This window comes from Nocardia sp. NPDC051052 (assembly GCF_044456045.1).
In the GTDB taxonomy this organism is placed as follows: Bacteria; Actinomycetota; Actinomycetes; order Mycobacteriales; family Mycobacteriaceae; genus Nocardia.
This window is the reverse complement of sequence record NZ_JBITFL010000002.1, coordinates 846587-873044: the sequence shown is the minus strand read 5'-3', so window position 1 is coordinate 873044 and position 26458 is coordinate 846587. Positions and strand designations below refer to the sequence as shown.

The window sequence follows — 26458 nt, the reverse complement described above, 5'->3', positions numbered from 1 at the left end:
GCCGAGATGCGGAACCGGTTGGTGGTCTGTACATTTGGTGCAGCCCGAACGCGCAGGAGGGGTCGGGACTCGTAAAACATGCCTTCGTCGTGAACGTGAGTGCGGAAGTACGGAACTTGTCACAGTCATTGAATGCGCCGGAAGGCGAGCGTCGCGAACCACTCTTTCGGCGTCTGCGCATGCCGTTGTTAGCCCTGCTCACCTGCGCGGCCATCACTTCGGTGGTGGTGGTGATCGCGGTGTACTACGCGCCGACCGACTTCCGGATCCCGCTGACTGCCGGCGCGGTCGCGGCCGCTATCGCGTTGTGCGCCACGGTAACCGCGGCGGTGCACTACCGCGGCGCGGCCGTGCGGGCCAGGCAGTCCGCGGCGGCCATCACCGCCGAGGCGACGGCCAGGATGGCCGCCGCCAGCGAGGCGGCGGGCGTGCACGCGTGGGAGTCGAAGGCCAGTGAGAGCCGCCGGTCCGCGGCGATGGCCGCGTTCGCCGGCGCGGCGGGCCGCATGCAGGCGATGACCACCAGCATGCTCGCCGAACTGCGCGAGATGGAACACCGGCACGCCGACCCGAAGGTGCTCGCCGACCTGCTGCACCTGGACCATCGCACCGCGCAGGCGGGTCGCCTCGCCGACAGTATCGCCGTACTCAGCGGCGCCCGGTCCGGGCGTCGCTGGGCCAAACCCATTGCCATGGAGTCGATCCTGCGTGGCGCGATGGGTCGCGTCGCGGGCTATCAGCGGGTCAGGTTGCGGGCCATCGCCGAGATCGCCATCGCCGGTCACGCGGCCGAAGGCGTGATGCACACGCTGGCCGAACTGCTCGACAACGCCTGTAATTTCTCCCCGCCCACCACCGAGGTGCACGTCTACGCCGCCGAGGTGCCCGCGGGCGTGGTGCTCACCATCGAGGACAGCGGCCTGGTGATGAGCGAATCGGCGCTGCGCCGCGCCGAACAGACGGTGTCGAACGCGAGCCCGGACGGCCGCGGCCAGCGCTCCTCGGACCTGTCGTCGTTGAGCGGAACGCGACTCGGTCTCGCCGTCGTCGGACACCTCGCCCGCAAGCACGGACTCACCGTGTCCTACCGGCCCTCCGCCATCGGCGGCACCGCGGTGGTCGTCGTGGTGCCGCGCGATCTCACTGCGCGCGTTGACCGTTCGCAACCGGCGTCGCTGGCCACCATCCCCGCGATACCGACAGCGACGTTGCCGACCGCGGCATCGCGGGCCGCCATCGCGCCGCAGCCCGTCGCGCAAACGCCCGTGGCCGCCGAGCAGGTCGCGGTGCTGCCGGACACTGCGGCAGCACCGGAACCCGCGGCGCCGCCCGAACCCCGCACCGAGCACACCAGCATGGGCCTGCCGAAGCGGCGCCGCGGCAGCACCCTGGCCGCGGTCCACCCCGCCGGTCTGTCGCTACCCTCGCTCGACGCGCCCACGCCGACCCCGCCGGCGTCGACCACCGCGAACTTCGGCGCGTTCCAGCGTGCGTTGGCCGGTCGTGACACCGACAACTCCGCTGCCGCAACACCTTCCCCGTCCCCTACCGTTGCCGTGGAGAATGATCGATGACAACGTCTGTTCCGTCGCAACTCAGCTGGCTGTTGGAGCAACTGCTCGCCCGCACCCCGCGCACCCGGCACGCGCTACTCCTCTCCGGCGACGGCCTGAAGATCTGCCACACCCCGGAACTCAGCATGGACAAGGCCGATCAGTTATCCGCCATCGCCGCGGGCATCCAGAGCCTGTCGCACGGCGCCTCCGTCGAGTTCGGTGACGGCAGAGGCGGTGTGCGCCAGTCGATGACGGAGTTCTACGGCGGCATCCTGTTCATCGTCGAGGCGGGCCTCGCGGCGCACATCGCGGTCGTCGCCGCCGAGGACGCGGACGCCGGCCTGGTAGGCCACAACATGCGGGAACTGGTCGAGCAACTAGGCCATCATCTCGCGTCGAAGCCACGTGTCGGGGGAGCGAGCGTGTCGTGAACAGGCCAGGGCGCGACGACGATCCGGACCGGCTCTACACACTGACCGGGGGACGCAGCAAGCCGGACTCCGACAGCTTCGACCTGGTCACCCTCGTGGTCAGCGAATGCGATCCGACGCAAGGCATGCAGTCCGAGCACGTCGCGATTCTGGACATGTGCCGGGCGCCCACCGCGGTCGTCGAGATCGCCGCCGAGCTCCGCATCCCGGTCGGTATCGCGACCATCCTGCTGTCGGACCTGCTGCACGCAGGCAAGATCACCGTCCGGCATCCCAGCAACGGCCCCGCTTACCCTGACGCGCCGTGGAATTCGGTGCCTGACTCCACCACCCTCGAGAAGGTGCTCGTTGGACTCCGCAACCTTTGACGCTCGGCCCGCCCGTGCCGACGCACCGCTGAACAGCGCAACCCGCCAGGGACTCAAGATCGTCATCGTCGGCGGTTTCGGTGTCGGCAAGACCACCATGGTCCGCGCGGTCAGCGAGATCCGTCCGCTCGACACCGAGGCGACGATGACCAACGCGGGCATCGGCATCGACGATCCGAGCGGCGCGCCGGGCAAGTCGACGACAACGGTCGCCTTCGATTTCGGGCGCATCTCCATCGACGCCGAAAACGTGCTCTACCTGTTCGGCGCGCCGGGGCAGGAACGGTTTTTCTTCCTCTGGGACCGGTTGTTCGCCGGTGCGCTCGGTGCGATCGTGCTGGTCGACCAGCGCCGGATCGCCGACTCCTGGTACGCCATCGACCGCCTCGAAGCCCAGCACACCCGATTCGTGGTGGCCTGCAACAACTTCGGCGGGCCCTCTCGACTCGACGAAGTCCGCGACGCCCTCGATCTGGATCCGCAGGTGCCGTTGGTCGACTGCGATGCCAGGTCGCGCGAATCCTGTAAGAGCGTGCTGATCAGCCTGGTCGAGCACATCTACGCCGATGCACCGCGAGCGGAGACCGCATCATGACCACCTCGAGCGCGGCATCGGCCGCCACCGGCGGCTGCCCGGTGCATCCGGAGACCGGCGCGGTTCCGCTGAGCGGCCCGCGTTTCCACACCGACCCGCAGCATCTATACCGCGAGATGCGCCGCGAGCACGGGTCCGTCGTGTCCGTCGAGCTGCCGGGCAACGTCCCGGCCTGGCTGGTCATCGGGTATCGCGAATTGCACCAGGTCACCAGCGATCCGGAGCTGTTCCCGCGCGACGTCAGCCTGTGGAATCAGTGGCCCAACATCCCCGAGGATTGGCCGTTGCTGCCGATGGTCGGGCAGCCGAGGCCGTCGATCTACTTCACCGCCGGTGCCGAGCATCGCAGGCACGTGGCGATGGTCGAGCCCGCGCTGGAGTCGGTCGATCCGTTCGAATTGCGCCGCACCTGTGAGGAATTGGCCGATCGGTTGATCGACGGGTTCTGCGGCCGGGGCGAGGCCGATCTGGTCGCCGAGTTCGCCGTGCCGATGCCGGTGCTCGCGCTCGCGTGGGCGCTCGGCTTTCCCGACGAGGATGGGCCGCGCCTGGCCTGGAGCATGAAGGCGCTCGCCGACGGTGACGCGGACGCGCAGGCGGCCTACGGGAGCTACTACGAGCAGATGCAGCAGGTGCTGGCCTCGAAGAAGGCTCGGCCGGGCACCGACCTGGTTTCCCGGATGCTCGCGCACCCCGGGCCGTTCAGCGACGAAGAATACGTGCAGGACCTGATGGCGGTCACCGCCGCGGGGCATCTGCCGACCGCCGACTGGATCGGAAACTCGGTGCGGCTCATGCTCACCGACGATCGGTTCGCGGCGGCGCTCGGCGGCGGGCGCCGCAGTGTCGGCGAGGCGATGAACGAGGTGCTGTGGGAGGACACGCCCACCCAGATCCTCGCCGGACGCTGGGCCGCGCGCGATACGCGGTTGGCGGACAAGGTGATTCGGGCGGGGGACATGCTGCTGCTCGGACTTGCCGCCGCCAACGCGGATCCGCATGTGCGCCAGCACCTTGTCGACGGCGTCGAGCCCGCGCACACCGGTAACAGCGCGCACTTCGCGTTCAGCTACGGCGAGTACCGGTGTCCGTTCCCGGCTCAGCAACTGGCCGAGATCATCGCGCAGACCAGCATCGAAGTGCTCCTCGATCGGCTGCCCGATATCGACCTGTCCATTCCCGCGCAGAACCTGGTCCGCCGGCCGTCGGCGTTCCTGCGCGGCATGACTTCTTTGCCGGTTCGTTTCACCCCAGTTCGTGCAGTCGGAGGTACCCAGTGACCCAAACATGTCCATTCGCCATCGATCCGATGGTCGGTGACCTCGCTGGAGAGACCGCCTATCTGCGCACCGCGGGCCCGGTGACGCGGATCGAACTGCTCGGCGTTCCCGCCTGGACGGTCACCGAACACGCCGTGGCCAGGCAGTTGCTCGTCGATTCGCGGCTGATCAAGGACATCAGCGGCTGGTCGCTGTGGAACTCCGGTGTGGTGACGCGGCAGTGGCCGTTGATCGGCATGATCGATGCCGGGCGTTCCATGTTCACCGTGGACGGTGCCGAGCATCGTCGGCTGCGGATCAAGACGACGCAGGCGTTGTCGCCGCGCCGACTCGAGGACATCCGGCCCGTTATCGAGCGACTAACCGCCGAGCTCCTGGACGATCTCAGTGCCTCGGCCAGCGGCGATTCCGTCGTCGATCTCAAAGAGGTCTTCGCGTACCCGCTGCCGATGCGTGTTATCGGTGAGCTGATGGGCGTGGATCGCGCCGATCACCCGATGCTGCTCACCTGGTACAAAGCGTTCTTCTCGCTGGTCACCCCGCAGGACGAGCGGTTGCGGGTGATCGACGAAATGGATGTCTACTACACGGATTTGGTGCGTAAGAAGACCGCCGATCCCACGGACGATCTCACCAGCGCCCTCATCTTGGCATCCGACGGTGGTGAGCCGCTGACCGAAGAGGAAGTGGTCGGCAACCTGAAGGCGCTGGTCGCCGCCGGTCACGAGACCACCGTCGGGCTCATCCTCAACGCCGTCCGTGCCCTGCTTGCCCGGCCCGAACAGCTGGACAAGGTGCGCACCGGCGACATCGAATGGAAGCAGGCGGTCGAGGAAACGCTGCGCTGGGACAGCCCCGTCAGCCACCTGCTGATGCGCTTCGCCACCGAGGACATCACCATCGGCGACACCGTAATCGAAAAAGGCGAAGGCGTAGTCATGTCCTACCGCGCCATCGGCCGGGACACCGCCGTACACGGCAAGGACTCCGACGACTTCGACCTCACCCGCTCAACCTCCAACCGCCACTTGACCTTCGGCCACGGCCCCCACATCTGCCCCGGCGCCGCCCTCTCCCGCCTAGAAGCCGGCATCGCCCTACCTGCCCTCTTCGAGCGTTTCCCAAACCTGCGCCTCGCAGTCCCCGACAACGAAATCCGCAACCTCCCAGTCCTCACCCAAAACGACCTGGCCGCCTTCCCCATCCACCTGCGCTGACCCGCCCAGGATCCGTATGCGGCTACTCGGCTAGGAGTTTTCCGGCGGCGGTTTCTATTTTGGTTTCGTCTAGGAGGACGGTGTCGGCGGCCGGGCCTAGGGGGATGAAGCTGTCTTCGCTGGTGATCCTAGAGATTCGGCCTTCGAAGCCTGCGTCGATCAGGGCGGCGCAGACTGATTCGGAAACGCCTCCGCTGTGGCGGGTTTCGTCGGCGATGAGGACCCGGCCGGTGGCTCGGGCGTGCTGGAGGAGGTCATCGAGGGGGAGGGGAGAGAGCCAGCGGAGGTCGAGGACTCGGGTTCGGATGCCACGGTTGGCTAGGCGGTGGGCTACGCGCAGGCTCATGGGGACGCCGTTGGCGAAGGTGACGATGGTGAGGTCGGCGCCGTCGCCGTAGACGCGGGCTCGGCCGATTTCGGCATGTTCGCTGGAAGTTGTTGCGAGCCAGGCATTATCGCCCGGTTCGTACAGGTCTTTGGTGTGGTAGAGGGCGATGGGTTCCAAGTATATGCAGACGCGGCCGTCTACCCGGGCGGCGGAGACGCAGGTGCGCAGGAGGGCGGCGGCGTCGTCGGCGCGGGCAGGGGAAGCGACGATGACGCCGGGGATGTCGCGGAGGGCGGCGATGGAGTCATCGTTGTGGAAGTGGCCGCCGAAGCCCTTCTGGTAGGCGTAGCCGGCGATGCGGACCACCATCGGATTGCGGTATTGCCCAGCTGAGAAGAAGGACAGGGTCGCGGCCTCGCCGCGCAGTTGGTCGGCGGCGTTGTGTACGTAGGCCAGATACTGGATTTCGGGGATCGGGATGAAACCGGCGAGGGCGGTGCCGAGCGCGGTGCCGAGCACGCTCTGCTCATCGAGCAAGGTATCGAAGACGCGGCGCTTGCCGAATTGCTTTTGCAGGCCCTTGGTTACGCCGTACACGCCACCCTTGCGGCCGACATCCTCGCCGAAGACGAGCACGTCGCGATCGCGGGCCAGCAGGTCGGCCAGGGTTCGGTTGATCGCTTGGCCCAGCGTCATCGGAGCCGGCACCGCCGCACCATGATTCGATGCGCTATCGCCAGGTCGTTCCGCAATCTGCGGCACGGAGGTGGCGTGCGCGGCATCGGCGCGTAATGCGTCGCCCTGGTGTGCAGTACGCCCGGTCGAGTCGGCAGGCGCTCCGAGATTGCCCGGTTGCGCCCCATTCCGTAGAAGCTTGTTGCCTGCGTTGCCCGCAGGCCGTCCCGCCTGGCGCGTCGTCGCCGCGTCGCCCAGGCTTGCGTCGGCTCGGAGAGCGTCCTCGCGGATCAGCGCCGGGTGGGTGGGGGCGAGGGGGGCCATTACTGCGGCGGCTGAGGTCAATTTTGGCTCGCGCCATACTAGTTCGGCGGTGGTGGTGACGTGGTGGGCGATGTTGTCGTAGCGGTCGAGGACTTCGGCGGGGGTTGCTGTGCCGGTGGCGACGAGTAGGCGGGCGGTGGCGATTACCGGGTCGCGGAGGAGGTCGGTGGCGATGTCGGCGGGCCTGCGGTAGGCGGCTTCGACGTCGGAGCCGGCGTGGCCCATCAGCCGGACGGTTCGCATGTGCAGGAAGGCCGGCTTGCGGTGCTCGCGCACCCAGGCGGCGGCCGCGGTCGACGTGGTCAGTGCGTCAACGGGATCGCAGCCGTCGGCGCCGAAATACTCCAGGCCCGCGCGGGAGCCGTAGGCCTGCTGGATCCAATCCGCCGGGGTCGGCACGCTGATTCCGATGCCGTTGTCCTCGCAGAGGAACAGGATCGGCAACGGAACACCCTGGCGCGCAGTGTGAATCGCCGCGTTGATGGCGCCTGTCGCGGTGGAGTGATTGGCCGAGGCGTCGCCGAAACTGCACAGCACCACCGCATCCGAGGGCCATTCACTCGAAACACCGAGCCGCGCTGCGCGATCGATCGCGAAGGCGAGTCCGACGGCGCGGGGGAGGTGCGAGGCAATGGTCGAGGTCTGCGGAATGATGGCGGCGGGCTTGCTGCCGAACACCTTGTGCCGCCCACCGGATATCGGATCCGCCGCCGCCGCGACGATGCCGAGCAGCACGTCGCGGATCGGGTCGAGACCTGGCACCTGCCGGGTGCGCTGCACGAAGAACGCGCCGGACCGATAATGCAGCAGCGCGGGATCGGTCACCCGAAGCGCCAGCCCGAGCGCCGCGTTACCCTCATGCCCCGACGACCCGATGCTGTAATACCCGCGCTTGCTCGCGCCCAACTGCCGCGCCGCCAGATCCAGCTGACGACTCGTCGCTTGTGACTCGAACAACTCCAGCAGGATCGCACCGGTGATCCCGGGCGCGATGTCGTCCACCACCGCCTGCCCCGGCGTCAGCGCACCGACCGCCGCCCGAAACCGATCATCAAGAACCTTGCCCGGGCTGGATCCGGGGTTCGCGTCCCGCTCGCTCATTCGCGCCAGCCTATCGGTCATCCGATGATTTTGCGCGTCATCGGCGCTCCAGCCGGACTAATTCCCGTGTGCAACCCTCATCTCACGCGAATGGTCGGCGATCAGAGCTTAATGCCGAACAGGTTCGCAACGCTGGCGGCCCCGGACCCGGCCACGATGTCCGTCCTCAATCGGTCGCCGAACGGGACATGGTGGCGGCCTCACTCGTTGTTTTCCGCCGCTATGTCCCGTTCGGCGACCGTCAGCCTGGGATTGGTGGGCCGAGGGGGGCGTGGTGGCTGGCCGACTCGATGTTTGTGCCACCAGGTCCCGTTCTGCGATCGGCAGTCAGTGGTCGGTGCGCCGGATAGGTGCGGTACTGGACCTACTCGATGTCGTTGGTGCTGTGCTCTGTTCGGTGATCAGCAGCCCGAGGTCGGTGCGTTGAACGGGACATGGTGGCGGGCTCACTCGGTGTTTTCCGCCGCCATGTCCCGTTCGGCGACCGTCAGTCCGGGGTTGGTGGCCGGGTGAGCCGTGGTGGCGGGCTGGCTGGGTGTTCCGCCGCCACGTCCCGTTCGGTGGGCGGCAGCCTTCGAGCGGTGGGTCGAGGAAACATTGCTGGCCTTGTACTGGCGCCCGCCGCAGTTGGCCACGCCCGCACTGTTTCTCGAGGCCGTACCCGTTGTGGCGCTCGGTCTCGGGAAGGCGGCAGATCCTCCCTGCGACGGGCGCGAGCACCGGCCCGAACGTGTCGCTCAGTCCGGCAGCTGCAACCCTGATGCCGCGTCTTGGTCCAGCAGCCAGGTGGTGGATTCGAGGCCGACCGCGCCTGCGGAAGGAATCTCGACCGGGTCGGCGCCGGAGATGGCGGCGGCGGCCGCTTCGGCCTTGGCCGACCCGCCGACGACCAGCACCACGTGGCGGGCGCGGCGGATGGCGGGGAGGGTGAGGGTGACTCGGACCGGTGGCGGCTTCGGCGAATTCGTCACGGCGACAACGAGTTCGTGCTCCTCGCGGACCGCGTCGGTGTGCGGGAACAGCGAATTGATGTGCCCTTCGCCGCCCATGCCGAGCAGGTGCAGGTCGAAGGCGCCGTGTTCGGCGAGGTAGGCGTGTACCGCCGCGGAGTATTCGGCGGCGGCTTCGATCGGGTCGGGGTATTCGCCGTCGGATGCGGCGACCTGGTGCACGCGCGCCGGGTCGACCGGGACGTGGTCGAGGAGGGCCTGGCGGGCCTGGAGGTCGTTGCGTTCCGCGTCCCCGGCGGGCACGAAACGCTCGTCGCCCCAAAAGAAGTCGACGGTGGACCAGTCGATGTCGCCGGGGGACTTGCGGACCAGTTCGAGCAGCCCGATACCGGTGCCGCCGCCGGTCAGTACGACCGACGCGGTGCCGCGCGCGGCTTGGGCGGCGACGATGACCTCGACGAACCGGGCCGCCGCCGCGGCGACCAGCGATTCGGTATCGATGTGGACTTCGACTGTGTCACTAGCGGATTCACTCATAGGTCACCTTCTCGATTCCTGCGAGCGCCTCGGCGTAGATCTCATCGGCGTCCAGCCTGCGCAGTTCCTCGGCAAGGCAGTCGCGAGTTTCCCTGCGTGCCAGTGCGATTCGCTGATCCGGATCGCCGGTGCGGGTGAGCGTCGCGGTGCGCCCGGTCTGCGGTCGTTCGATGGCGACCGACACCGACGGGCGGTGGATCTCCACCCGCAGCGCACCGGTACGGCGGACCACCGGGCAGCCGAGGCGGGCGGCGAACCAGCCGGCCAAGGTGTCCAGCGCCGGTTCGTCGCGCAGCCCGGACACCAGCACCGAATCCACCGGCTCGAAGGGTGGCTCGTCCAGCGCGGCGGCCAGCAGTGCGCGCCAGTAGGTGATCCGGCTCCAGGCCAGATCGGTGTCGCCGGCCGCGTAGGAGGCGAGTCGCTTCTTGATCGCGGCCTGCGGGTCGGCGGCGTAGGTGGCGTCGGTGATGCGGCGAGTGGCCAAGCGCCCCACCGAATCCTTGGACGGGAACTCCGGGGCGCCACGCGGCCACCAGGCCACCACGGGGGTGTCCGGCAGCAGGAACGGGATGACGACGCTGCTCTCGTGGTTGATCAGCTCACCCTGCAATCGCAGCACGATCACCTCGGCCGCGCCCGCGTCGCCGCCGACCCGGATCTGGGCGTCGAGGCGGGTCTCGGCGTCTCGGTCACCGCGCGCCAAAACGACCACCCGGCAAGGGTGTTCGCGGCTGGCGTCGTTGGCGGCGTCGATGGCGTCCTCGGCCTCGGAGCTGTCCAGCGTGCACACCACCAGGGTGAGCACCCGCATCATGGTGATCACGCCGTTGCTCTCGCGCAGCTGCACGATGCGCTTGGTGACCTCGCCGGTGGTGGTGTTGGGAATGTCGATGATCACGGCCGCCGCCATTCGCGCCCGGTGCGGGCGAGCATCTCGTCGGCCGACGACGGACCCCAGGTGCCCGCCTCGTACGGTTCGGGTTTACCTTCTTCGGCCCACCGTTCGAGCACCGGATCCAGGATGCCCCAGGACAATTCGACCTCCGCGTTCACCGGGAACAGCGACGGCACCCCGAGTAGCACGTCGAGGATCAGGCGTTCGTAGGCCTCGGGGGAGGACTCGGTGAACGCCTCGCCGTAGCTGAAATCCATGTTGACGTCGCGCACTTCCATGCTCGACCCTGGCACCTTCGAGCCGAACCGGGTGGTGATGCCCTCGTCCGGCTGCACCCGGATGACCAGCGCGTTCTGACCGAGATCCTCGGTCATGGTCTGGTCGAACGGCAGGTGCGGCGCCCGCTTGAACATCACCGCGATCTCGGTGACCCTGCGCCCCAACCGTTTTCCGGTGCGCAGGTAGAACGGCACGCCGGCCCAGCGGCGGGTGTCGACCTCCAGGGTGATCGCGGCGTAGGTCTCGGTGCGCGATTCCGGATCGAAGCCCTCTTCGTTGAGCAGGCCGACCACCTGCTCGCCGCCCTGCCAGCCGTCCGCGTACTGCCCGCGTGCGGTGGTCTCGTCCAGCGGCTCAACGAGTTTCGTGGCGGAGAGCACCTTGATCTTCTCGGCCTGCAACTGCTTGGGCTGGAAGCTGATCGGCTCCTCCATCGCGGTGAGCGCGAGCAGCTGCAGCAGGTGGTTCTGGATCACGTCACGCGCCGCGCCGATGCCGTCGTAATAGCCTGCGCGCCCGCCCAATCCGATGTCCTCGGCCATGGTGATCTGCACATGGTCGACGTAGTTGGCGTTCCAGATCGGGTCGTAGAGCTGGTTGGCGAAGCGCAGCGCCAGGATGTTCTGCACCGTCTCTTTGCCGAGGTAGTGGTCGATGCGGAAGACCGTCTCCTCCGGGAACACCCCGTTGACCAGCGCGTTGAGTTCCTGGGCGCTCTCCAGGTCGTGCCCGAACGGCTTCTCGATCACCACCCGCCGCCACGGCTTACGGCCCGCGGCGTCGGTGGTGGACGGCTGCGCGAGCCCGTGCTCGGACAGCTGATTGAGCACCACCGGGAACATGTTCGGCGGAATCGACAGGTAGAAGGCGTGATTGCCGCCGGTGCCGCGGTCCTTGTCCAGCTTCGCCAGGGTGTCGGCGAGCGTGGCGAAGGCCTTGTCGTCGTCGAAACTGCCCTGCACGAACCGGATTCCCTCGGCCAAGTGGTCCCAGACCTCCTGCCGGAACGGCGTGCGGGCGTGCGACTTCACCGCGTCGAGCACTACCTTGGCGAAATCCTCGTCCGCGTAATCGCGCCGGGCGAAGCCGACCAGCGCGAAACCCGGGGGTAGCAGCCCCCGGTTTGCGAGGTCATAGATGGCCGGCATCAGTTTCTTCCGGGACAGGTCACCGGTGACACCGAAGATCACCATGCTGCACGGGCCCGCGATGCGCGGTACCCGCTTGTCCCGCTCGTCGCGCAGCGGGTTCTGCCAGGTCGGGGTTTTGGGGCCGGCCATCGTTGTCAGTTGTTCCCGGCCGCTGCGGACAACTCCTCCGTGGTGGCGGAAAGCAGTTCCGCCCACGACTTCTCGAACTTGTCCACGCCCTCGGTCTCCAATACCTGGAACACGTCGTCGAGGTCGATGCCGACGGCGGAGAGCTTGTCGAACACCTCCTGCGACGCCGCGCCGGTGCCGCTGAGCGTGTCGCCGCGGATCTCGGCGTGATCGGCGACCGCCTCCAGGGTCTTCTCCGGCAGCGTGTTCACCGTGTTCGCGCCGACGAGCTCGGTGACGTACATGACGTCGGAGTACTCCGGGTTCTTGACGCCGGTCGAAGCCCACAGCGGCCGTTGGCGATTCGCGCCCGCCGCACCGAGGTGGTTGTAGGTGGAGGTGTGCGCGCCACCGTCGAACACGTCCTGGTATTCGGCATACGCCAAGCGCGCGTTGGCGATTCCGGCCTGCCCGCGCAGCGCGAGGGCCTCGTCGGTGCCGATCGCCTCCAGCCGCTTGTCGATCTCGGTGTCCACCCGGGACACGAAAAACGAAGCGACCGAATGGATCTTGCCCAGATCGTGGCCCGCGGTCTTGGCGCCGCGCAAGCCGTCGAGGTAGGCGCCCATGACCGCGCGGTAGCGCTTGACCGAGAAGATCAGCGTCACGTTCACGCTGATGCCCTCGGCGATCACCTTGGTGATCGCGGGCAGGCCCGCCTCAGTGGCCGGGATCTTGATGAACAGGTTCGGCCGGTCGACGGTCTTCCACAGGTCGATCGCCTGCGCGAGAGTCTTATCCGCGTCGAAGGCGAAACGCGGGTCGACCTCGATGGAGACCCGGCCGTCGACGCCGTTGGACGCCTCGAACGCGCCGGTGAAGAGGTCACACGCGGCGCGCACATCGTCGGTGGTGATGGTGCGGATCGCGGCATCGGCGTCCGCGCCCTGGGCGGCAAGCTCTTTGAGCTGTCCGTCGTAGGCGTGGCCCTTGCTCAGCGCACCCTGGAAGATCGTCGGGTTGGTGGTGACCCCGACGACGTTGCGGGTCTCGATCAGCTCGGTCAGGTTGCCGGACTGGATTCGGTCCCTGGACAGGTCGTCCAGCCATACGGACACACCTGCCGCGGAGAGGGCGGTGGTATTCGCGTTCTGTGCCATGAGCGCTTATCCCTTCACGTTCTCGAGTGCGCGCTGCGCGGCGGCAACGACGTTGTCCGGAGTGAAGCCGAACTCGCGGAACAGAGTCTTGTAATCGGCGGAAGCACCGAAGTGCTCGATCGAAACCGTCTCGCCCGCGTCACCGACGAACCGGTGCCACGGCATCGAGATCCCGGCCTCGACGGCGACCCGAGCGCGGATCGCGGGCGGGAGCACCTCGTCCCGGTACGCCTTGTCCTGCGCGTCGAACCACTCCACACACGGCATCGAGACCACCCGGGTGCCGATGCCCTGCGACTCCAATGTAGTCCTGGCGTCGACGGCGAGCTGGAGCTCGGAACCGGTAGCGATGAGGATCACCTGCGGAGTGCCGGTGGAGGATTCGGCCAGAATGTAGCCGCCCTTGGCGACGCCCTCGTAGCTGGTGCCCTCCTGGACCGGCAGATCCTGACGGGTCAGCGCGAGCGCCGACGGGCCGTCCTGGTGCGGCTGCTCGGAGACGGAGAAGTGCGAGGTGTGCTCGCTGCTGTCGCGCTCGAGGATGGTGCGCCACGCGTAGGTGGTCTCGTTGGCGTCGCCGGGGCGAACGACATTGAGGCCGGGGATGGCACGCAGCGCGGCGAGATGCTCGATCGGCTGATGCGTCGGGCCGTCCTCGCCGAGGCCGATGGAGTCGTGCGTCCACACGTAGATGGCGGGCACCCGCATCAACGCGGCCAGTCGCACCGCGGGGCGCATGTAATCGCTGAACACCAGGAAGGTTCCGCCGTACGGACGGGTCGGGCCGTGCAGCGCGATGCCGTTGAGGATCGCGCCCATGGCATGCTCGCGCACCCCGAAGTGCAGGGTGCGGCCGTACGGGTTGGCCTTCCACATGCCGGTGGAGATCGACTCGGGGCCGAAGCTGCCCTCGCCGGACATGGTGGTGTTGTTGGACTCGGCGAGGTCGGCCGAGCCGCCCCACAGTTCCGGCAGCACCGGGGCCAGCGCGGCGAGCACCTTGCCGGAGGCCTTGCGGGTCGCGACGCCCTTCGGGTCCGGCTCGTAGGTCGGCAGGCTCTCGGCCCAGCCCTTGGGCAGGTCGCGCTTGGCGAGCCGGTCGAACAGGGTCTTGTTCTCCGGATTGGCCTGCGCCCACGCGTCGAACTGCTGCTGCCACTCCTGATGCGCCTGCTTGCCGCGCTCGATGGCCTTGCGGGTGTGCTCGATGACCTCGGCGGACACCTCGAAGGTCTGCTCCGGGTCGAAGCCGAGGATCTTCTTGGTGGCGGCCACTTCGTCGGCACCGAGGGCGGCACCATGCGCGGCGCCGGTGTTCATCTTGTTCGGCGCCGGGTAGCCGATGATGGTGCGCAGCACGATGATCGACGGCTTGCCGGTCTCCGCCTTGGCGGCGGCCAGCGCCGACTCGATGGCGACGACATCCTCGCCACCCTCGACCACCTGGACATGCCAGCCGTACGCCTCGTAGCGCTTGGCGACATCCTCGGTGAACGCGATGGTGGTGTCGTCCTCGATGGAGATCTTGTTGTCGTCGTAGATCAGCACGAGGTTGCCGAGCTGCTGGGTGCCCGCGAGCGAGGACGCCTCGGAGGTGACACCCTCCTCCATGTCACCGTCGGAGGCGATCACATAGACGAAGTGATCGAACGGGCTGGCGCCTGTCGCCGCGTTCGGATCGAACAGGCCGCGCTCGCGGCGGGCCGCCATCGCCATGCCGACCGCAGCGGCCAAGCCCTGACCCAGCGGGCCGGTGGTGATCTCGACGCCGTCGGTGTGCCGGAACTCGGGGTGGCCCGGGGTGAGCGAGCCCCACTTGCGCAGGTTCTTCAGATCATCCAACTCCAGGCCGAAACCGGCCAGGTACAGCTGGATGTACTGGGTGATGCTGGAGTGACCGCAGGACAGCACGAAACGGTCCCGGCCGACCCAGCTCGGATCGCTCGGGTCGATCCGCATGGTGCGCTGGTAGAGGGAGTACGCCAGCGGCGCCAGGCTCATCGCGGTGCCCGGGTGCCCGTTTCCGGCGTTCTGCACCGCGTCCGCGGCGAGCACTCGGATCGTGTCGACGGCCTTGGTGTCCAGATCCGTCCAGTCGTCCGGGTGATTCGGCTGAGTGAGGGCGCGGATGTCGTCTGTGACTGACACGACCGAGGTTCTCCTGACATTGGTTTCGTCGACGGCGGCAACACTGGCGGCGATGAACGCACGGCAGCGCGCGTGCTTACCGGGTGTGTACCCAACCACCCTAGTTGTGCCCGCTCAGCAGTACGAGAGGAACCCTGTGTTTATTGGCCGCGTGGCCGCGGCGTGTTCGTGGCCCCATGAATCAGCATCGCGCAGCGATTCGATGAGGGGTGGTGGTCGGGCGACGGGTGGGCCTCGCGTCCGAGCTGTCGAGACTCGCGCCTGCGGCGCATGCGCTTCGACAGCTCGGACGCGAGACGGGCCACGAACGGCGCTCGCAAAACTCGCGCTGTGGTGGTCGAGTTGGGTTAGTAGCTCTCGACTGGGTCCGCCGGGGTGAAACGGATTGCCCTCGTGTGCTGGACCACATTTCGGGACTTGTTGCGTGGGGCTATGCGCGGAGCAGGGTCGGCGGGGGTCTACCATCCTCTGTAGTAGTAGCCGCGCCGCACGGCCGAAGGGGCGCCGAGGCGGGCGAAGGTCCAGCTCTCGCGCATCCAGGTCGGCGGGACCGAGCGCGCTGCTTGGTCCATGCCGGATGCGATGCACAGCGTGCGAGGAGAAACAGTGCGGATTGGGCAACAGCCGGGTGGCAATGACGCGCACGGCTCCGCTCCCACGGCGCTGGCCGACCGGTTCACGGGTCCTGGCCTGCCGTCCCGACTGACCCGGCGGGTGCTCGCGTACATCGCGCTCACCAAGCCGCGGGTCATCGAACTGCTGCTCGTCGCGACGATTCCGACGATGCTGCTCGCCGACCGCGGGCACATCGACATCCGCCTCATCCTGGTCACCCTTTTCGGCGGCTGGATGGGCGCGGCCAGCGCGAACACCCTGAACTGCGTCGCCGACGCCGACATCGACAAAGTGATGAAGCGGACCGCGAAGCGCCCGCTGGCCAGGGCGGCGGTGCCCACCTCGCACGCCTTCGTGTTCGGTGTGCTGCTCGGCCTCGCCTCGTTCGCCTGGTTGTGGTGGCAGGCGAATCTGCTCAGCGGCGTGCTGGTGGTCGCGACGATCTTGTTCTACGTCTTCGTCTACACCCTCGGTCTCAAGCGCCGCACCTCGCAGAACGTGGTGTGGGGCGGCGCCGCGGGCTGCATGCCCGCCCTGGTCGGCTGGTCCGCGGCCACCGGCGGCATCGGCTGGCCCGCGATCGCGCTGTTCGGTGTCATCTTCTTCTGGACGCCGCCGCACACCTGGGCGCTGGCCATGCGCTACAAGGAGGACTACCGCGCGGCGGGCGTGCCGATGCTGCCGGTGGTGGCGACCGAGCAGGTGGTTACCAAGCAGATCGTCATCTACACCTGGCTCACCGTGCTCACCACGCTCGCCTTGGTCCCGGCGACCGGCGTGGTGTACGCGGCCGTGGCGCTGGTGGCCGGAGCGTGGTTCCTGCTGATGGCGCACCAACTGTATTCCGGCGTGCGGCGCGGCGAGTCGGTGAAGCCGTTGCGTTTGTTCTTGCAGTCGAACAACTATCTCGCCGTGGTGTTCTGCGGCCTCGCGGTGGATTCCGTGCTCGGCTGGGATACGATCGGCAGCTGGTTCTAAGCGCACGGAACCGCGCGCACCGATTCGCTTCCTGCGCAGGGTTTTGCCGACGAATTCGTGAGCGGCGGGACGAGATGTACGCCGCAGTTCAGGCGCGGTGGCCGAGGTAGCCGTCGGGACGGATCCGGATGCGTGTACCGGGGTCGGCGGCATACGCGGTGAACGCGTGGCCTTCGATGTCGATGACGTGCCGCTCGGACGCTGCGGTGCCGGGGCGGACTACTACGTAGACCTCCACGCCCGATTCGTCCGGAACTTCAACGGCCTCGCCGAAGCACAGCACCGTCGCGTGCGGACCACGGAACAGGTCGAACAAGCGAATCGGGTTGCCTGCCATGTCTTTCAGCGGTGCGTCGGGCGCGCGATCGCCCGCGACGAGCGGCCGGTGGTCGTTGATGTCGCGGTAGCTGATGTCGAGTTGCTGGGTTTCCGGTCCGCGTTCCATCGCGTCTTCGTCGCCGTCGACCAGTTTGTCCAGCAATGCCGAGCTCACGCCGAGCACCCGGGCGGCGACCGTTCGGCGCTCGGATTCGTAGCTGTCCAACAGTGATTCGTCACCGTGCAGCGCGGCGGCCAGCTTCCATCCGAGGTTGTACGCGTCCTGGATGCCGGTGTTCATGCCCTGCCCGCCGGTGGGCGGATGCACGTGCGCCGCGTCGCCGGCCAGGAAGACGCGTCCGTCGCGGAACCGTTCGGCCAGCCGGACATTCGGCCGCCACACCGTCACCCAGGTCAGGTCGGTCAGCGTGATGTCGGTGCGGCCGGAATAGCGGTCGACGTACTCCTGGAGGACGGCGAGGGTCGGCTCGGCATCGCCGATCAGCGGGGCCGCGAACTGGAACTGGCGTCCACCGGGCAAGGGGGACATGGCGATTCCCTCCATCGGCCGATCGGCCCCGGCGAACCAGTAGCCGAACTCGTGGTCGAGTGCGTCGGCCCGGACGTCGCCGAGCAGCATCCGCAGCGATTCGTCGGTGCTGCCCTCGAACGCGATGCCGAGCGACTTGCGCACCGTGCTGCGTCCGCCGTCGGCGCCGACCAGGTAGGCGGCCCGCACGGTCTCCTCGACGCCGTCGCGGGTCAGCGTCGCGGTGACGCCGGTCGCGTCCTGGGTGAATTGCGCCAGGGCCGTGCCGAGTTCGACACGCACACCGAACTCGGCGAGTCGATCGCGCAGGATCGCCTCGGTCCTGGACTGTCCGAGCACCCATGGGTTGGGGTAGGGGAGCGCGGGCGTCGGCGCGATCGGCTCCCACATCCGGCGTTCACCGGCGAACTCGCCATCTAGGTAGGCCCGCATGATCGGCGTCGGGATGCCTGCGGTCAGCACCGCGTCGAGCACACCGAGGTCGTCGAACACCTCCAGCGTGCGGGGTTGGATGCCGTCGCCGCGCGAGCCGGCGAAGAACTCGGTGGCGTGGTCGATGACGCGCACCGGGATGTTCCGGCGGGCCAGATCGAGGGCGAGGGTCAGGCCGGTGGGTCCGGCACCGGCGACGAGTACCTGGTTCTGCACGATTTCTCCTAGATGAACTTATATTCAATGAATTCTAATTCAGTATTGGAGTTGGTACGTTCCCTGTCAAGGAGGTGGGTGCAGGTGTCGATGAGTCGCAAGGAGAAGTCGGCCGAGACCGAGCTCGCGCTGAAGGCGGCGGCCCTACGGCTGTTCGCGGAGCGTGGCTACCTGAACACCAAGATCGTCGACATCACGACCGCGGCCAATCGCGCGGCCGGGTCGTTCTACAACCATTTCGCGGGCAAGGAAGAACTACTCCAGGCGCTGCTGAACGACGTCGCGGCGGCGGGCGACGTGACGGCGGAAGGCCCCGACCACAACCCGGACTTGACCGATCCGGCGGCGATCCGCTTCCACGTCGAGGGGTACTGGTTCGCGGCCAGGCAGCACTGGGCGGTGTTCCGATCGATCCAGCAGGCGGCCCTGGTCAACGACGAATTCGCCAGGCAGGCGGGGCAATTCGCGATCCAGCAGCGACGCGACATCGCCGATCATCTGGACGGGTTCGGTCCGCGTGGGCTCACCTTGCCGAGCACGCCCGACGCCAGCCTGGCGATGATGTTCCTGCTCACCACCGGCATGGTGCAGGCCGTCGAAGAAGGCACCGTCGAGCTGACCGACAAACAAGCCATCGAAGCCTTGACCCGTTTCATCTACCGAGGTCTGACCGGCCTCGACTACTGAAAGCCATACCCGACACCCCTGGGAGCCAGGACCCTACGACGGCCCGGATGCTCCCGAGGGAATCAGTAGGGACAACTGGCGCGTCGGCCGGTTGCGTAGCTGTGGCCCTAGACAGCCGCGCGCTTGTCAGTGCGGCGAGTCGTAATGCGGGAAATCAGCAGGCGTGCGGCTGCACGAGTGGTCAGGGGAGTAGGACGATGGAGCCGGTCGTCTTGCGCGCTTCCAGATCGCGGTGGGCGTGCTCGGCCTCGGCCAGCGGGTAGGTCGCGCCGACCAGGATTCGTAGTGTGCCGTCGGCGATAGCGTTGAAGATATCTGTTGCACGCCAAAGCAATTCGGTGCGGTCGCGGGTGTAGAAGGCGAGACTGGGTCGGGTGACGAACAGCGAACCCGCGCCGTTGAGGCGTTGCAGATCGAACGGGGGGACCGGTCCGCTGGCCGCGCCGAAGAGGGCGAGCATGCCGCGCACGCGCAACGCGGCGAGGCTGGCCTCGAAGGTGGCCGCGCCTACTCCGTCGTAGACCGCGGCGACACCGACACCGTCGGTGCGGGCGCGTACCTGGTCCGCGAGATCGTCGTCGTAGCGCAGCACCTCGGCGGCACCCGCCTCGCGGGACAGCTTTTCCTTCGCGTCCGAGGACACCGTGGTGATCACGCGGGCACCGCGCGCCGCGGCGAGCTGGGTCAGGATCAGGCCGACACCGCCCGCGCCCGCGTGCACCAGGACCGACTCGCCGGGCTGTGGGGTGTAGATCGATTCGAGCAGGTAATGCGCGGTCATGCCCTGCAACAGCGCCGAGGCGGCGACAGCGGGTTCGACATCGTCGGGCACCTTGATCGCGGCGTTCGCGTTCACCGCGACCCGCTCGGCGTAGCTGCCCGGTCCGGCGGCCCACGCGACGCGGTCGCCGACGGCGAACTCGGTGACGTTGGCGCCGGTCTCGGCGATCACACCGCTCGCCTCGGAGCCGGGGACGTACGGCACCGCCTGCGGGTATCGCCCGGTCCGGATGTAGGTGTCGATGAAGTTGATGCCGACCGCCTGCACGTCGACGAGCAGCTGGTCCGGTCCGATCCGCGGATCGGGCACCTCGACGTAGCGCAGTACTTCGGGACCGCCGTGTTCGGACACCTGGATCGCACGCATGAGTTCTGTTCTACACCTCTTCGGCATGGGCGCCAGATCCGGCGCAGGCCGCGTGCACGCCGACAATTCGGCACGGGGACTGGACCGTTTCCTACTGGTCGGTAAACTACGGTCCATGAGTGCTCATGCCGCCACGGCCCCAGTGAAGTTGTCGGGCGCCCTCGTGGAGTCCGTCAAGGGATTCGTCGCCGATCACGACGGTTCGGCCACCGCCGTGCTGCAGCCGGTCGGCCGCGCCGGTGTCCGCGTGACGCTGGTCGGTGCCGACGGCATCCTCGGCGACCGCGTCGTCGCCGACCTGGCGACCGCGAAGGAACTCGTCGCCACCGTCGACGGCCTCACCGAGGCCGACGAGTGGGACCGCGAGCTCACCTCGGTCGTCACCCCGCGCAAGTCGCACTGGACCAAGATGGCGGGCTGGGTCGCCCGGCAGAAGAAGTTCCCCAAGGCGCGCAACGAGAGCTGAGCGATGCGCGGAATACGACTGTTCGGCGCGGCGCTGCTGGCCGGGACAGTCCTTGTCGCACCGGCGATTCCGGCCGCAGCCGAGCCGAATGCCCTGCGCGTGTGCACACCGGGCGACTATCCCCCGTATGCGATCGCCGAGGGTGCGGGCGAATACCGGGGCGTAGACATCGATCTGGCGCGCGGGTTCGCCGAGGTCCTTCGTCGACCGGCCGAATTCGTCCCGGTCACCTGGGCGACACTGAAGACGGATTTCGCTGAGCGGCAGTGCGATATCGCCGTCGGCGGCATCTCCGACTCGCCCGCCCGCCGGGCCTTCGCCGACTTCTCGATCACCTACGGCACCGACGGCAAGACGCCGATCACCCGGCGCGGCGACGACACCGACTACTCGACGATCGAGCAGATCAACCGCCCCGAGGTGCGGGTGATCGCGAATCGCGGCGGTACCAACGAGGAGTTTGCCCGCAAGAACTTCCCCGACGCCCAACTCACCCTCTGGCCGGAGAATCTCACCATCTTCGATGAGGTCGAACAGGGTCGAGCCGACGTCTTCGTCACCGACGGCGTCGAGGGCCGCTACCGCGTCCGCCAACACCCCACCCTCCAGGTCCTGCACCCCGACAAGCCATTCGACTCGTTCGGCAAGGTGCTGCTGATCCGCAAGGACGCCCCGCTCCTATCCACCGCCCTCAACGCTTGGCTGGCAACCCAACTCGCCACCGGCGCCGTGGACCACCTATTCGCCCAGTGGATCGGCCCGAACCCAACCGTCCCCGCCGGCTGAGCTCGTCGCCAACGCAACCGTCGTAAGCAAGGATCCGCACCCTAACTCGGGACCTGCACTGACTTCAGGGCCCTATTCCGAGTGCAAATCCCAAGTGAGAGTGCGGATTTCCGGCAACAGTCCGTGAGGGCGCGCCCCCGGTCGGTGCCGCGACCGGCAGGCGCCCTCAACGGCCGCAGACACTGCGACCACGCAACAACGTGGCTGGCAGCAGAATCAGCACCCTAAGAGCCCGTCTTACGTGGCCGTTCCTCGTAGTCGGCGGTGGCCACGAGTCGTGGATGCTCTAACCAGTCGATTTCTGTGGGCCATGGTCGGCTATGAGCGCGCTGAGCCGTGACGCGCTGATATTGCCGCCGGAGATGACGACCCCGACGCGGGTACCGAGGCGCTCGATCTGCCCGGCCAGAAGTGCGGCAACGGGTGCGGCACCGGTCGGCTCGGCGACGATTTTCATCGTGTCGAACAGAAACGACATCGCCGCCACCAGTTGATCGTCTGTGACCAGGACGATCTCGTCGACAAGCCTGCGGTTGACAGCGAAGGTGAGTTCACCCGGGACCTCGGTGGCCTGCGCATCGGCGATAGTGCGCGGAACCGGTATCCGAACCCGGCGCCCAGCTGCAAGGGACCGTTTTGTGTCGTCGCCGTCGACGGGTTCGACGCCGATGACGCGGATGCCGGGGGCCAGCGCGGTCACGGCGGTGGCGCACCCGGCCATCAGCCCGCCGCCGCCGATCGGAGCAAGGAAGGTGTCCAGCGGCCCGGTCTTCTCGATGAGCTCGAGCGCTGCGGTGCCCTGGCCCGCCATGACCAGAGGGTGGTCGAACGGTGGAATCACGGTCAGGCCACGCTCGACGGCCAGGGCTTCGCCGATTGCGGCTCGGTCCTCGGTATAGCGGTCGTAGGTCACGACCTCGGCTCCGTATTCCTTGGTGGCAGCCATCTTCGAAGCAGGGGCGTCCTCGGGCATGACGATGACGGCCGAGGTACACAGTAGACGCGCGGCCAGGGCGACTGCCTGGGCGTGATTGCCCGACGACCAGGACACCACCCCACGTGTGAGCTGTAAGGACGTCAGCTCGGAGATAGCGTTGTATGCGCCGCGGAATTTGAACGCGCCGACTCTCTGGAAGTTTTCGCACTTCAAGAACACCTCGGCCCCGACGCGTTCGTTCAACATGCGGGAGGTGAGCACCGGAGTCCGGTGGGCGACACCGGCCAGCCGGTCGGCCGCCGCGCGCACGTCGTCGATCGTGATAAGGCTTGTCATCCACGGCATTCTGCCATCCGGAACTTCACCGTTCATGGATGTAATCCGTTGTGCGGCATAGCTCGACGTGTGCTCGACAAGCTTGCGGCGCGGTTGGTGCCAGATCCGTTGTGGGAGATCGTCGAACCGATACTGCCTCGGTTCGTTGCGAGACCGCAGGGCGGTGGCACCGAACCCGTTGATCCGTGGAAAGTGTTCACCGCCATCGTGTTCGTGTTGACCAGCGGCTGCGCGTGGCGGATGCTCTCCGCCTCGTTCGGCGTCACTGTGCCGACGGCCCATCGCCGGTCCGCCGCGTGGACCGAGGCGGGCCTGTGGCGGCGATTACACCAGGCTTTGCTGGATGAGCTGGGCAGCCAGGGCTTGATCGACTGGTCGTCACGGACGGTGATCGACGCGGCGAGCGTTCGGGCGAAAAAGGGGGCCCATGACCGGGCCGAGCCCGGTCGACCGGGGTCAGTCCGGCTCGAAGATCCACGTACTGTCCGATCGCGCGGGAATCCCACTGTCGGTAAGTGTTTCGGCGGCTAACCGAGAGACCTCCGAGGGTGTACTGGCCTCGAGGTTTTCGACTGGTTCGTGGGATGACCGGAGTAGTGCTGGGCGCGCGAGGTGGGGTCCCCGGCCTTAGTTATCGGTCAGGTGCGCGGTGTCGCGTTCCAGCGTGGTCATCTGGCTGTGGTGCTGTTCGCGAGCGCTTCGAAGGAGTGAGCATGTCCGGTGGGCGTTTTGGGGGCTGCTGGGTGTCCGATCCGCACTGCTTGTTCCGGCCGCTCACCGTTTTCGCACCGCTTGTTCTGGCCGCTCACCGTTTCTGTGACCCGCACACCAGGTATAGCGAGTGTGCAGGTCACAGAAGCGGTGAGCACCTGACGACGGAGCTGCCATCGGATACTGGCCGGGCTCTTTTCCGGGGTTCGCGGCGCTCAGGGTGGGTGTGGATCTCGAGGTGATGGGGCGGTGGTGCCCGTATCGGTTTCGTAAAGATGCTTGCGGCAGGGGATTCGGTGGGGTCACCGTGAAGGGTCGAACTGCGGCGGGGTCGGAGGAGTGGTGGCGACAGATGTAATCGGCAAGATTGCGCGCGTGACCGCGGCAATCCGGCCGGACCATCTCGGTGAGGTGGTGATCGAGGTGCGGGCGGGGACCGAACGATTCCTGGCGCGGGCCGCCGACGGGGCGACAACCATTCCGAAGCACACCCAGGTTCTCGTGACGGGGAGCCTGGGTGGGCGCACGGTCGAAGTCACTCCCTGGAAATGAAGGTGCATCATGGACGTCCAAATCTTGGTCGTCATCGGGATCGTCGTCGTCGCTCTTATCGTGTTGGCCGTGCTGTTCCGCCTGTCCTGGCGGGTCGCGGAACCCGATGAGGCACTGATTATTTCGGGTTTCCGCGCCGGTGAAGAACCATCAGGGGTCGGCGAGAGCATGGGGTTTCGGATCGTCACCGGCCGCGGCTGCTTCGTTATGCCCGGCCTCACCAAGGTGCGCTTCATTTCGCTGGAAGCACACGAGAGTCAGATCCAGGTGCCGTGCGTGAGCCAGCAGAAGATCAACCTGCAACTCGGCGGGGTGGTGGTGTACAAGATCGGCGACGACTACCGGTCCATCGCCAACGCGGCGCGCCGCTTCCTGGACCGTCCGGCCGAGGAGCTGGAAACCAAGGTGCAGAACGTGTTTGTCGGACACCTGCGGGCCATCGCGGGCTCGATGACCGTCGAGGACATGATCAGCGATCAGGACAAGTTCTCCGAGCAGGTGCGCGACCGGTGCTCGCAGGAGATGGAGTCCTTCGGCCTGGTAATCGACAGTTTCCAGATCCAATCGATCGCCAGCGGCTCCAATTACATTGCCAACCTGGCGATTCCACATCAGGCGGCGGTCGAGCAGAAGGCGCGGATCGCGCGGGCCAACGCCGACCGGGAGGCCATCGAGCAGGAGCAGGCGGCGCAGCGGCAGATCGCGCTCGCGATGCGCGACACCCAGATCAAGAAGGCGGAGTATCAGGCCGAGATCGACAGCGCCAGTCAGGAAGCCGCACAGCAGGGTCCGCTCGCGGAGGCCACGGCGCGGCAGGCGGTGGTCGAGGTGGCGACGAAGGTCTCCCAGCTGGAGGCGCAGCAGATGGAACAGCAGCTGCAGGTAGACGTGCGCAAGCCCGCCGACGCAGAGGCCTACCGGCAGACAACCCTCGCGACCGCCAACCGCGACGCCCGGATCAGCCAGGCCGAGGCCGACGCGCAGGAAACCAGGTTGCGCGCGGAAGCCGCTGCGGCACAGACGAAGATGCAGGCACTCGCCGAGGCGGAGTCGATCAAGCTGCGCGCGGCGGCACAGGCCGACGCGACCCGCCTGGCCGGCCAAGCGGAGGCCGACGCGATCAAGGCACGCGGCCTGGCCGAGGCGGACGCGGTCCGCGCGCACATGGCGGCTGAGGCGGCGGGCATCCAGCTGCGGTCCGAGGCGATGAGTCAGAATCAGGAGGCGGTGATCGCTCAGCAGATCGCCGAGAAACTGCCGCAGATCGTCGCGGCGGCCGCGGCCCCGTTCGAGCATATCGACAGTTTCACCGTGCTCAACGGTGCCCAGGGGGTGACCTCGGCGCTCGCCGAGATCATCCAGCAGGCGGGGGCGCTGACCTCGATGGCCCGTGAATCACTGGCCCCGGCAATGACTTCCGGCGTCAAGCCCGCGGAGAATGGCCAGGTTGGTGCCGACCGGCCGTAGCTCAGTGACTTCGCGCTGACCGCAGCGTCATTCGGCAGAACCTGGTGCGCGACGCTCAATATTCGCCGCGTACCAGGTTTTTCGGCTCTTCGCCCGTGATGAAGCGGACGATCTCCGCGCGGACGACGGCGTAGCCGCGTTCGTAACTGCCGGTGCTGTTGCCGCCGACGTGCGGGGTGAGTAGCAGGTTCGGCGCGGTCCACAGCGGGTGGCCCGGTGGGAGCGGTTCGGGGTCGGTGACGTCCAGCGCGGCGCGCAGCCTGCCCGATTGCAGTTCGGCAAGCAGGGCGTCGGTGTCGACGATCGAGCCGCGCGCGATATTGACCAGGATGGCGTTGTCGTCCATCGCGGCGAGGAACGCGGCGTCGACCATCCCGGTGGTCCGGGAAGTGACCGGGACAGTCAGCACGACGACGTCATGTCCTGGGATCAGGCCGGGTAGTTCGTCGACGCCGTGCACACCATCGCGGGCTCGGCTGCCGACCAGGGTCACCGCGGTGTCGAAGCCGGTCAGCCTGCGGATCAATTCGGCGGCCAGGTCGCCCGCGCCGACCACCAGGATCCGCTTGCCGACCAGCGTCTCCGTCTGATGGAAGGCCCATTGCTGCGCGCGCTTGGCATCCGTAAAACCGCCGAGTTCACGGTAGATATGCAAGAGCGCGGCCATCACCCACTCGGCCGAGCTGCCGCCGTGTGCGCCGCGTCCGGTGGATAGGCGCACCCCGTCGGGCAATTGGCTGATCCATCCTTCGGCGCCCGCGGTCATCGTCTGCACCAGCCGCAGCTTGGGCAGTCGGGTCAGGTCGACCGTGTCGGCCCGGGAAAGGAACTTGGGCACCAGCACTTCCGCGTGTTCCGCGCCGTCGGGCAGCGGCTCGCCCGCGTTGTATCGCACCAGTTGTACCCCGTCGATTCCGGACAGCACCGCGACGCCATAGTCGTCCGGCACCAGAACAATGACCGCCATGCAGGCCAGGTTAGCGGCTGCGGCGCGGTGTGCGCCCGGGCTCCGCCGGACTTTTTCCGGCCGGTCGGCCCGTGGAAACGCATTTATCCGCAACTGTCTCAGTCGGTGGACCGATCGGGCCGAAACGGCCGCAGAGTGACATATCAGTCGGTTAAATTGGGCCTCGCCGGGGGGAGCCGGTGGAATG

Annotated in this window: 23 protein-coding genes and 1 pseudogene; 13 read left to right on the top strand and 11 right to left on the bottom strand. The window is 67.5% G+C overall.

Translation table 11 applies throughout. The features are described 5' to 3' along the window. The first annotated feature begins 179 nt into the window (after positions 1 to 179). From ACIBCN_RS09125 to ACIBCN_RS09100, 6 genes are read left to right on the top strand one after another with little or no spacing between them, the layout of a single operon-like run. The gene (locus ACIBCN_RS09125) at positions 180 to 1574 is read left to right on the top strand and encodes a sensor histidine kinase (RefSeq protein ID WP_396990957.1); all 1395 of its coding nucleotides are present in this window, start codon (positions 180 to 182) and stop codon (positions 1572 to 1574) included. Next, on the top strand, positions 1571 to 1987 hold the full coding sequence (locus ACIBCN_RS09120; protein ID WP_150408408.1) for a roadblock/LC7 domain-containing protein: 417 nt from the start codon (positions 1571 to 1573) through the stop codon (positions 1985 to 1987). Before ACIBCN_RS09125 ends, ACIBCN_RS09120 begins: the two co-directional genes overlap by 4 nt. Beyond that, positions 1984 to 2355, top strand: a complete 372-nt coding sequence (locus ACIBCN_RS09115) for a DUF742 domain-containing protein (RefSeq protein WP_357392043.1) — start codon at positions 1984 to 1986, stop codon at positions 2353 to 2355. The genes ACIBCN_RS09120 and ACIBCN_RS09115 overlap by 4 nt, the downstream gene beginning before the upstream one ends. Continuing rightward, positions 2336 to 2950 (top strand): GTP-binding protein, encoded by a 615-nt coding sequence (locus ACIBCN_RS09110; RefSeq protein WP_396990956.1) that lies wholly within the window; start codon positions 2336 to 2338, stop codon positions 2948 to 2950. The genes ACIBCN_RS09115 and ACIBCN_RS09110 overlap by 20 nt, the downstream gene beginning before the upstream one ends. After that, complete coding sequence (locus ACIBCN_RS09105; RefSeq protein ID WP_396990955.1) at positions 2947 to 4230, top strand: cytochrome P450; 1284 nt, start codon at positions 2947 to 2949, stop codon at positions 4228 to 4230. Before ACIBCN_RS09110 ends, ACIBCN_RS09105 begins: the two co-directional genes overlap by 4 nt. Continuing rightward, a complete protein-coding gene (locus ACIBCN_RS09100) occupies positions 4227 to 5447 on the top strand; it encodes a cytochrome P450 (RefSeq protein ID WP_396990954.1) in 1221 nt (406 codons plus the stop codon). Before ACIBCN_RS09105 ends, ACIBCN_RS09100 begins: the two co-directional genes overlap by 4 nt. Before the next feature lie 22 nt (positions 5448 to 5469). On the opposite strand, the gene ACIBCN_RS09095 is transcribed toward ACIBCN_RS09100, so the two are convergent. From ACIBCN_RS09095 to tkt, 7 genes are all read right to left on the bottom strand, one after another. After that, the gene (locus tag ACIBCN_RS09095; RefSeq protein ID WP_396991175.1) at positions 5470 to 7875 is read right to left on the bottom strand and encodes a thiamine pyrophosphate-dependent enzyme; all 2406 of its coding nucleotides are present in this window, start codon (positions 7873 to 7875) and stop codon (positions 5470 to 5472) included. 446 nt (positions 7876 to 8321) lie between these two features. Beyond that, on the bottom strand, positions 8322 to 8510 hold the full coding sequence (locus ACIBCN_RS09090) for a hypothetical protein (protein ID WP_396990953.1): 189 nt from the start codon (positions 8508 to 8510) through the stop codon (positions 8322 to 8324). 102 nt (positions 8511 to 8612) lie between these two features. Then, positions 8613 to 9362, bottom strand: a complete 750-nt coding sequence (gene pgl / locus ACIBCN_RS09085; RefSeq protein WP_396990952.1) for a 6-phosphogluconolactonase — start codon at positions 9360 to 9362, stop codon at positions 8613 to 8615. Continuing rightward, positions 9355 to 10263, bottom strand: a complete 909-nt coding sequence (gene opcA, locus ACIBCN_RS09080) for a glucose-6-phosphate dehydrogenase assembly protein OpcA (RefSeq protein WP_396990951.1) — start codon at positions 10261 to 10263, stop codon at positions 9355 to 9357. Before opcA ends, pgl begins: the two co-directional genes overlap by 8 nt. Further along, positions 10260 to 11819, bottom strand: a complete 1560-nt coding sequence (gene zwf / locus ACIBCN_RS09075; RefSeq protein ID WP_396990950.1) for a glucose-6-phosphate dehydrogenase — start codon at positions 11817 to 11819, stop codon at positions 10260 to 10262. Before zwf ends, opcA begins: the two co-directional genes overlap by 4 nt. A 5-nt stretch (positions 11820 to 11824) precedes the next feature. Next, entirely contained in the window at positions 11825 to 12958 is a 1134-nt protein-coding gene (gene tal, locus ACIBCN_RS09070; RefSeq protein ID WP_396990949.1) for a transaldolase, read from the bottom strand. A 6-nt stretch (positions 12959 to 12964) separates the two neighbouring features. Then, a complete protein-coding gene (tkt, locus tag ACIBCN_RS09065) occupies positions 12965 to 15106 on the bottom strand; it encodes a transketolase (protein WP_396990948.1) in 2142 nt (713 codons plus the stop codon). Between the two features lie 606 nt (positions 15107 to 15712). On the opposite strand from tkt, the gene ACIBCN_RS09060 reads away from it, so the two are divergent. Beyond that, the gene (locus ACIBCN_RS09060; protein WP_396990947.1) at positions 15713 to 16699 is read left to right on the top strand and encodes a heme o synthase; all 987 of its coding nucleotides are present in this window, start codon (positions 15713 to 15715) and stop codon (positions 16697 to 16699) included. A gap of 88 nt (positions 16700 to 16787) precedes the next feature. Here the strand turns inward: ACIBCN_RS09060 and ACIBCN_RS09055 are convergent, their stop codons facing one another. Then, a complete protein-coding gene (locus ACIBCN_RS09055) occupies positions 16788 to 18215 on the bottom strand; it encodes an FAD-dependent monooxygenase (RefSeq protein ID WP_396990946.1) in 1428 nt (475 codons plus the stop codon). A 90-nt stretch (positions 18216 to 18305) separates the two neighbouring features. On the opposite strand from ACIBCN_RS09055, the gene ACIBCN_RS09050 reads away from it, so the two are divergent. Further along, the gene (locus ACIBCN_RS09050; RefSeq protein WP_396991174.1) at positions 18306 to 18902 is read left to right on the top strand and encodes a TetR/AcrR family transcriptional regulator; all 597 of its coding nucleotides are present in this window, start codon (positions 18306 to 18308) and stop codon (positions 18900 to 18902) included. A 181-nt stretch (positions 18903 to 19083) separates the two neighbouring features. On the opposite strand, the gene ACIBCN_RS09045 is transcribed toward ACIBCN_RS09050, so the two are convergent. After that, positions 19084 to 20049 carry a quinone oxidoreductase family protein gene (locus ACIBCN_RS09045; protein WP_396990945.1) on the bottom strand — a complete coding sequence of 322 codons (966 nt, stop codon included), beginning with the start codon at positions 20047 to 20049 and terminating at the stop codon, positions 19084 to 19086. Positions 20050 to 20164: 115 nt separating this feature from the next. On the opposite strand from ACIBCN_RS09045, the gene ACIBCN_RS09040 reads away from it, so the two are divergent. Further along, positions 20165 to 20515, top strand: a complete 351-nt coding sequence (locus tag ACIBCN_RS09040; protein WP_396990944.1) for a hypothetical protein — start codon at positions 20165 to 20167, stop codon at positions 20513 to 20515. 3 nt (positions 20516 to 20518) lie between these two features. Beyond that, positions 20519 to 21301: a transporter substrate-binding domain-containing protein gene (locus tag ACIBCN_RS09035; RefSeq protein WP_396990942.1), complete on the top strand. Its 783-nt coding sequence runs from the start codon at positions 20519 to 20521 to the stop codon at positions 21299 to 21301. Positions 21302 to 21587: 286 nt separating this feature from the next. Here ACIBCN_RS09035 and ACIBCN_RS09030 read toward each other — a convergent pair whose 3' ends face one another. After that, on the bottom strand, positions 21588 to 22574 hold the full coding sequence (locus ACIBCN_RS09030; RefSeq protein WP_396990941.1) for a threo-3-hydroxy-L-aspartate ammonia-lyase: 987 nt from the start codon (positions 22572 to 22574) through the stop codon (positions 21588 to 21590). A 69-nt stretch (positions 22575 to 22643) separates the two neighbouring features. Here ACIBCN_RS09030 and ACIBCN_RS09025 point away from each other — a divergent pair. The 3 genes and pseudogenes from ACIBCN_RS09025 to ACIBCN_RS09015 all read left to right on the top strand — a co-directional run. Further along, positions 22644 to 23118: pseudogene (locus tag ACIBCN_RS09025) on the top strand (IS5 family transposase); the annotation flags it as partial. 542 nt (positions 23119 to 23660) lie between these two features. Beyond that, on the top strand, positions 23661 to 23837 hold the full coding sequence (locus tag ACIBCN_RS09020) for a hypothetical protein (protein ID WP_396990940.1): 177 nt from the start codon (positions 23661 to 23663) through the stop codon (positions 23835 to 23837). Between the two features lie 9 nt (positions 23838 to 23846). Next, a complete protein-coding gene (locus ACIBCN_RS09015) occupies positions 23847 to 25304 on the top strand; it encodes a flotillin family protein (RefSeq protein WP_396990939.1) in 1458 nt (485 codons plus the stop codon). 55 nt (positions 25305 to 25359) lie between these two features. Here ACIBCN_RS09015 and ACIBCN_RS09010 read toward each other — a convergent pair whose 3' ends face one another. Beyond that, complete coding sequence (locus tag ACIBCN_RS09010; protein ID WP_396990938.1) at positions 25360 to 26271, bottom strand: 2-hydroxyacid dehydrogenase; 912 nt, start codon at positions 26269 to 26271, stop codon at positions 25360 to 25362. Between the last annotated feature and the right edge of the window lie 187 nt (positions 26272 to 26458).

What these genes read in the sequence shown, in the direction of transcription:
- ACIBCN_RS09035 (WP_396990942.1), top strand. Translation starts at nt 20,519, where the DNA reads ATGCGCGGAATACGACTGTTCGGCGCGGCGCTGCTGGCCGGGACAGTC.
- ACIBCN_RS09105 (WP_396990955.1), top strand. Translation starts at nt 2,947, where the DNA reads ATGACCACCTCGAGCGCGGCATCGGCCGCCACCGGCGGCTGCCCGGTG.
- ACIBCN_RS09095 (WP_396991175.1), bottom strand. Translation starts at nt 7,875, where the DNA reads ATGAGCGAGCGGGACGCGAACCCCGGATCCAGCCCGGGCAAGGTTCTT.
- ACIBCN_RS09120 (WP_150408408.1), top strand. Translation starts at nt 1,571, where the DNA reads ATGACAACGTCTGTTCCGTCGCAACTCAGCTGGCTGTTGGAGCAACTG.
- ACIBCN_RS09015 (WP_396990939.1), top strand. Translation starts at nt 23,847, where the DNA reads ATGGACGTCCAAATCTTGGTCGTCATCGGGATCGTCGTCGTCGCTCTT.
- tal (WP_396990949.1), bottom strand. Translation starts at nt 12,958, where the DNA reads ATGGCACAGAACGCGAATACCACCGCCCTCTCCGCGGCAGGTGTGTCC.
- ACIBCN_RS09040 (WP_396990944.1), top strand. Translation starts at nt 20,165, where the DNA reads ATGAGTGCTCATGCCGCCACGGCCCCAGTGAAGTTGTCGGGCGCCCTC.
- ACIBCN_RS09125 (WP_396990957.1), top strand. Translation starts at nt 180, where the DNA reads ATGCCGTTGTTAGCCCTGCTCACCTGCGCGGCCATCACTTCGGTGGTG.
- pgl (WP_396990952.1), bottom strand. Translation starts at nt 9,362, where the DNA reads ATGAGTGAATCCGCTAGTGACACAGTCGAAGTCCACATCGATACCGAA.
- ACIBCN_RS09010 (WP_396990938.1), bottom strand. Translation starts at nt 26,271, where the DNA reads ATGGCGGTCATTGTTCTGGTGCCGGACGACTATGGCGTCGCGGTGCTG.
- zwf (WP_396990950.1), bottom strand. Translation starts at nt 11,819, where the DNA reads ATGGCCGGCCCCAAAACCCCGACCTGGCAGAACCCGCTGCGCGACGAG.
- ACIBCN_RS09045 (WP_396990945.1), bottom strand. Translation starts at nt 20,049, where the DNA reads ATGCGTGCGATCCAGGTGTCCGAACACGGCGGTCCCGAAGTACTGCGC.
- ACIBCN_RS09050 (WP_396991174.1), top strand. Translation starts at nt 18,306, where the DNA reads ATGAGTCGCAAGGAGAAGTCGGCCGAGACCGAGCTCGCGCTGAAGGCG.
- ACIBCN_RS09030 (WP_396990941.1), bottom strand. Translation starts at nt 22,574, where the DNA reads ATGACAAGCCTTATCACGATCGACGACGTGCGCGCGGCGGCCGACCGG.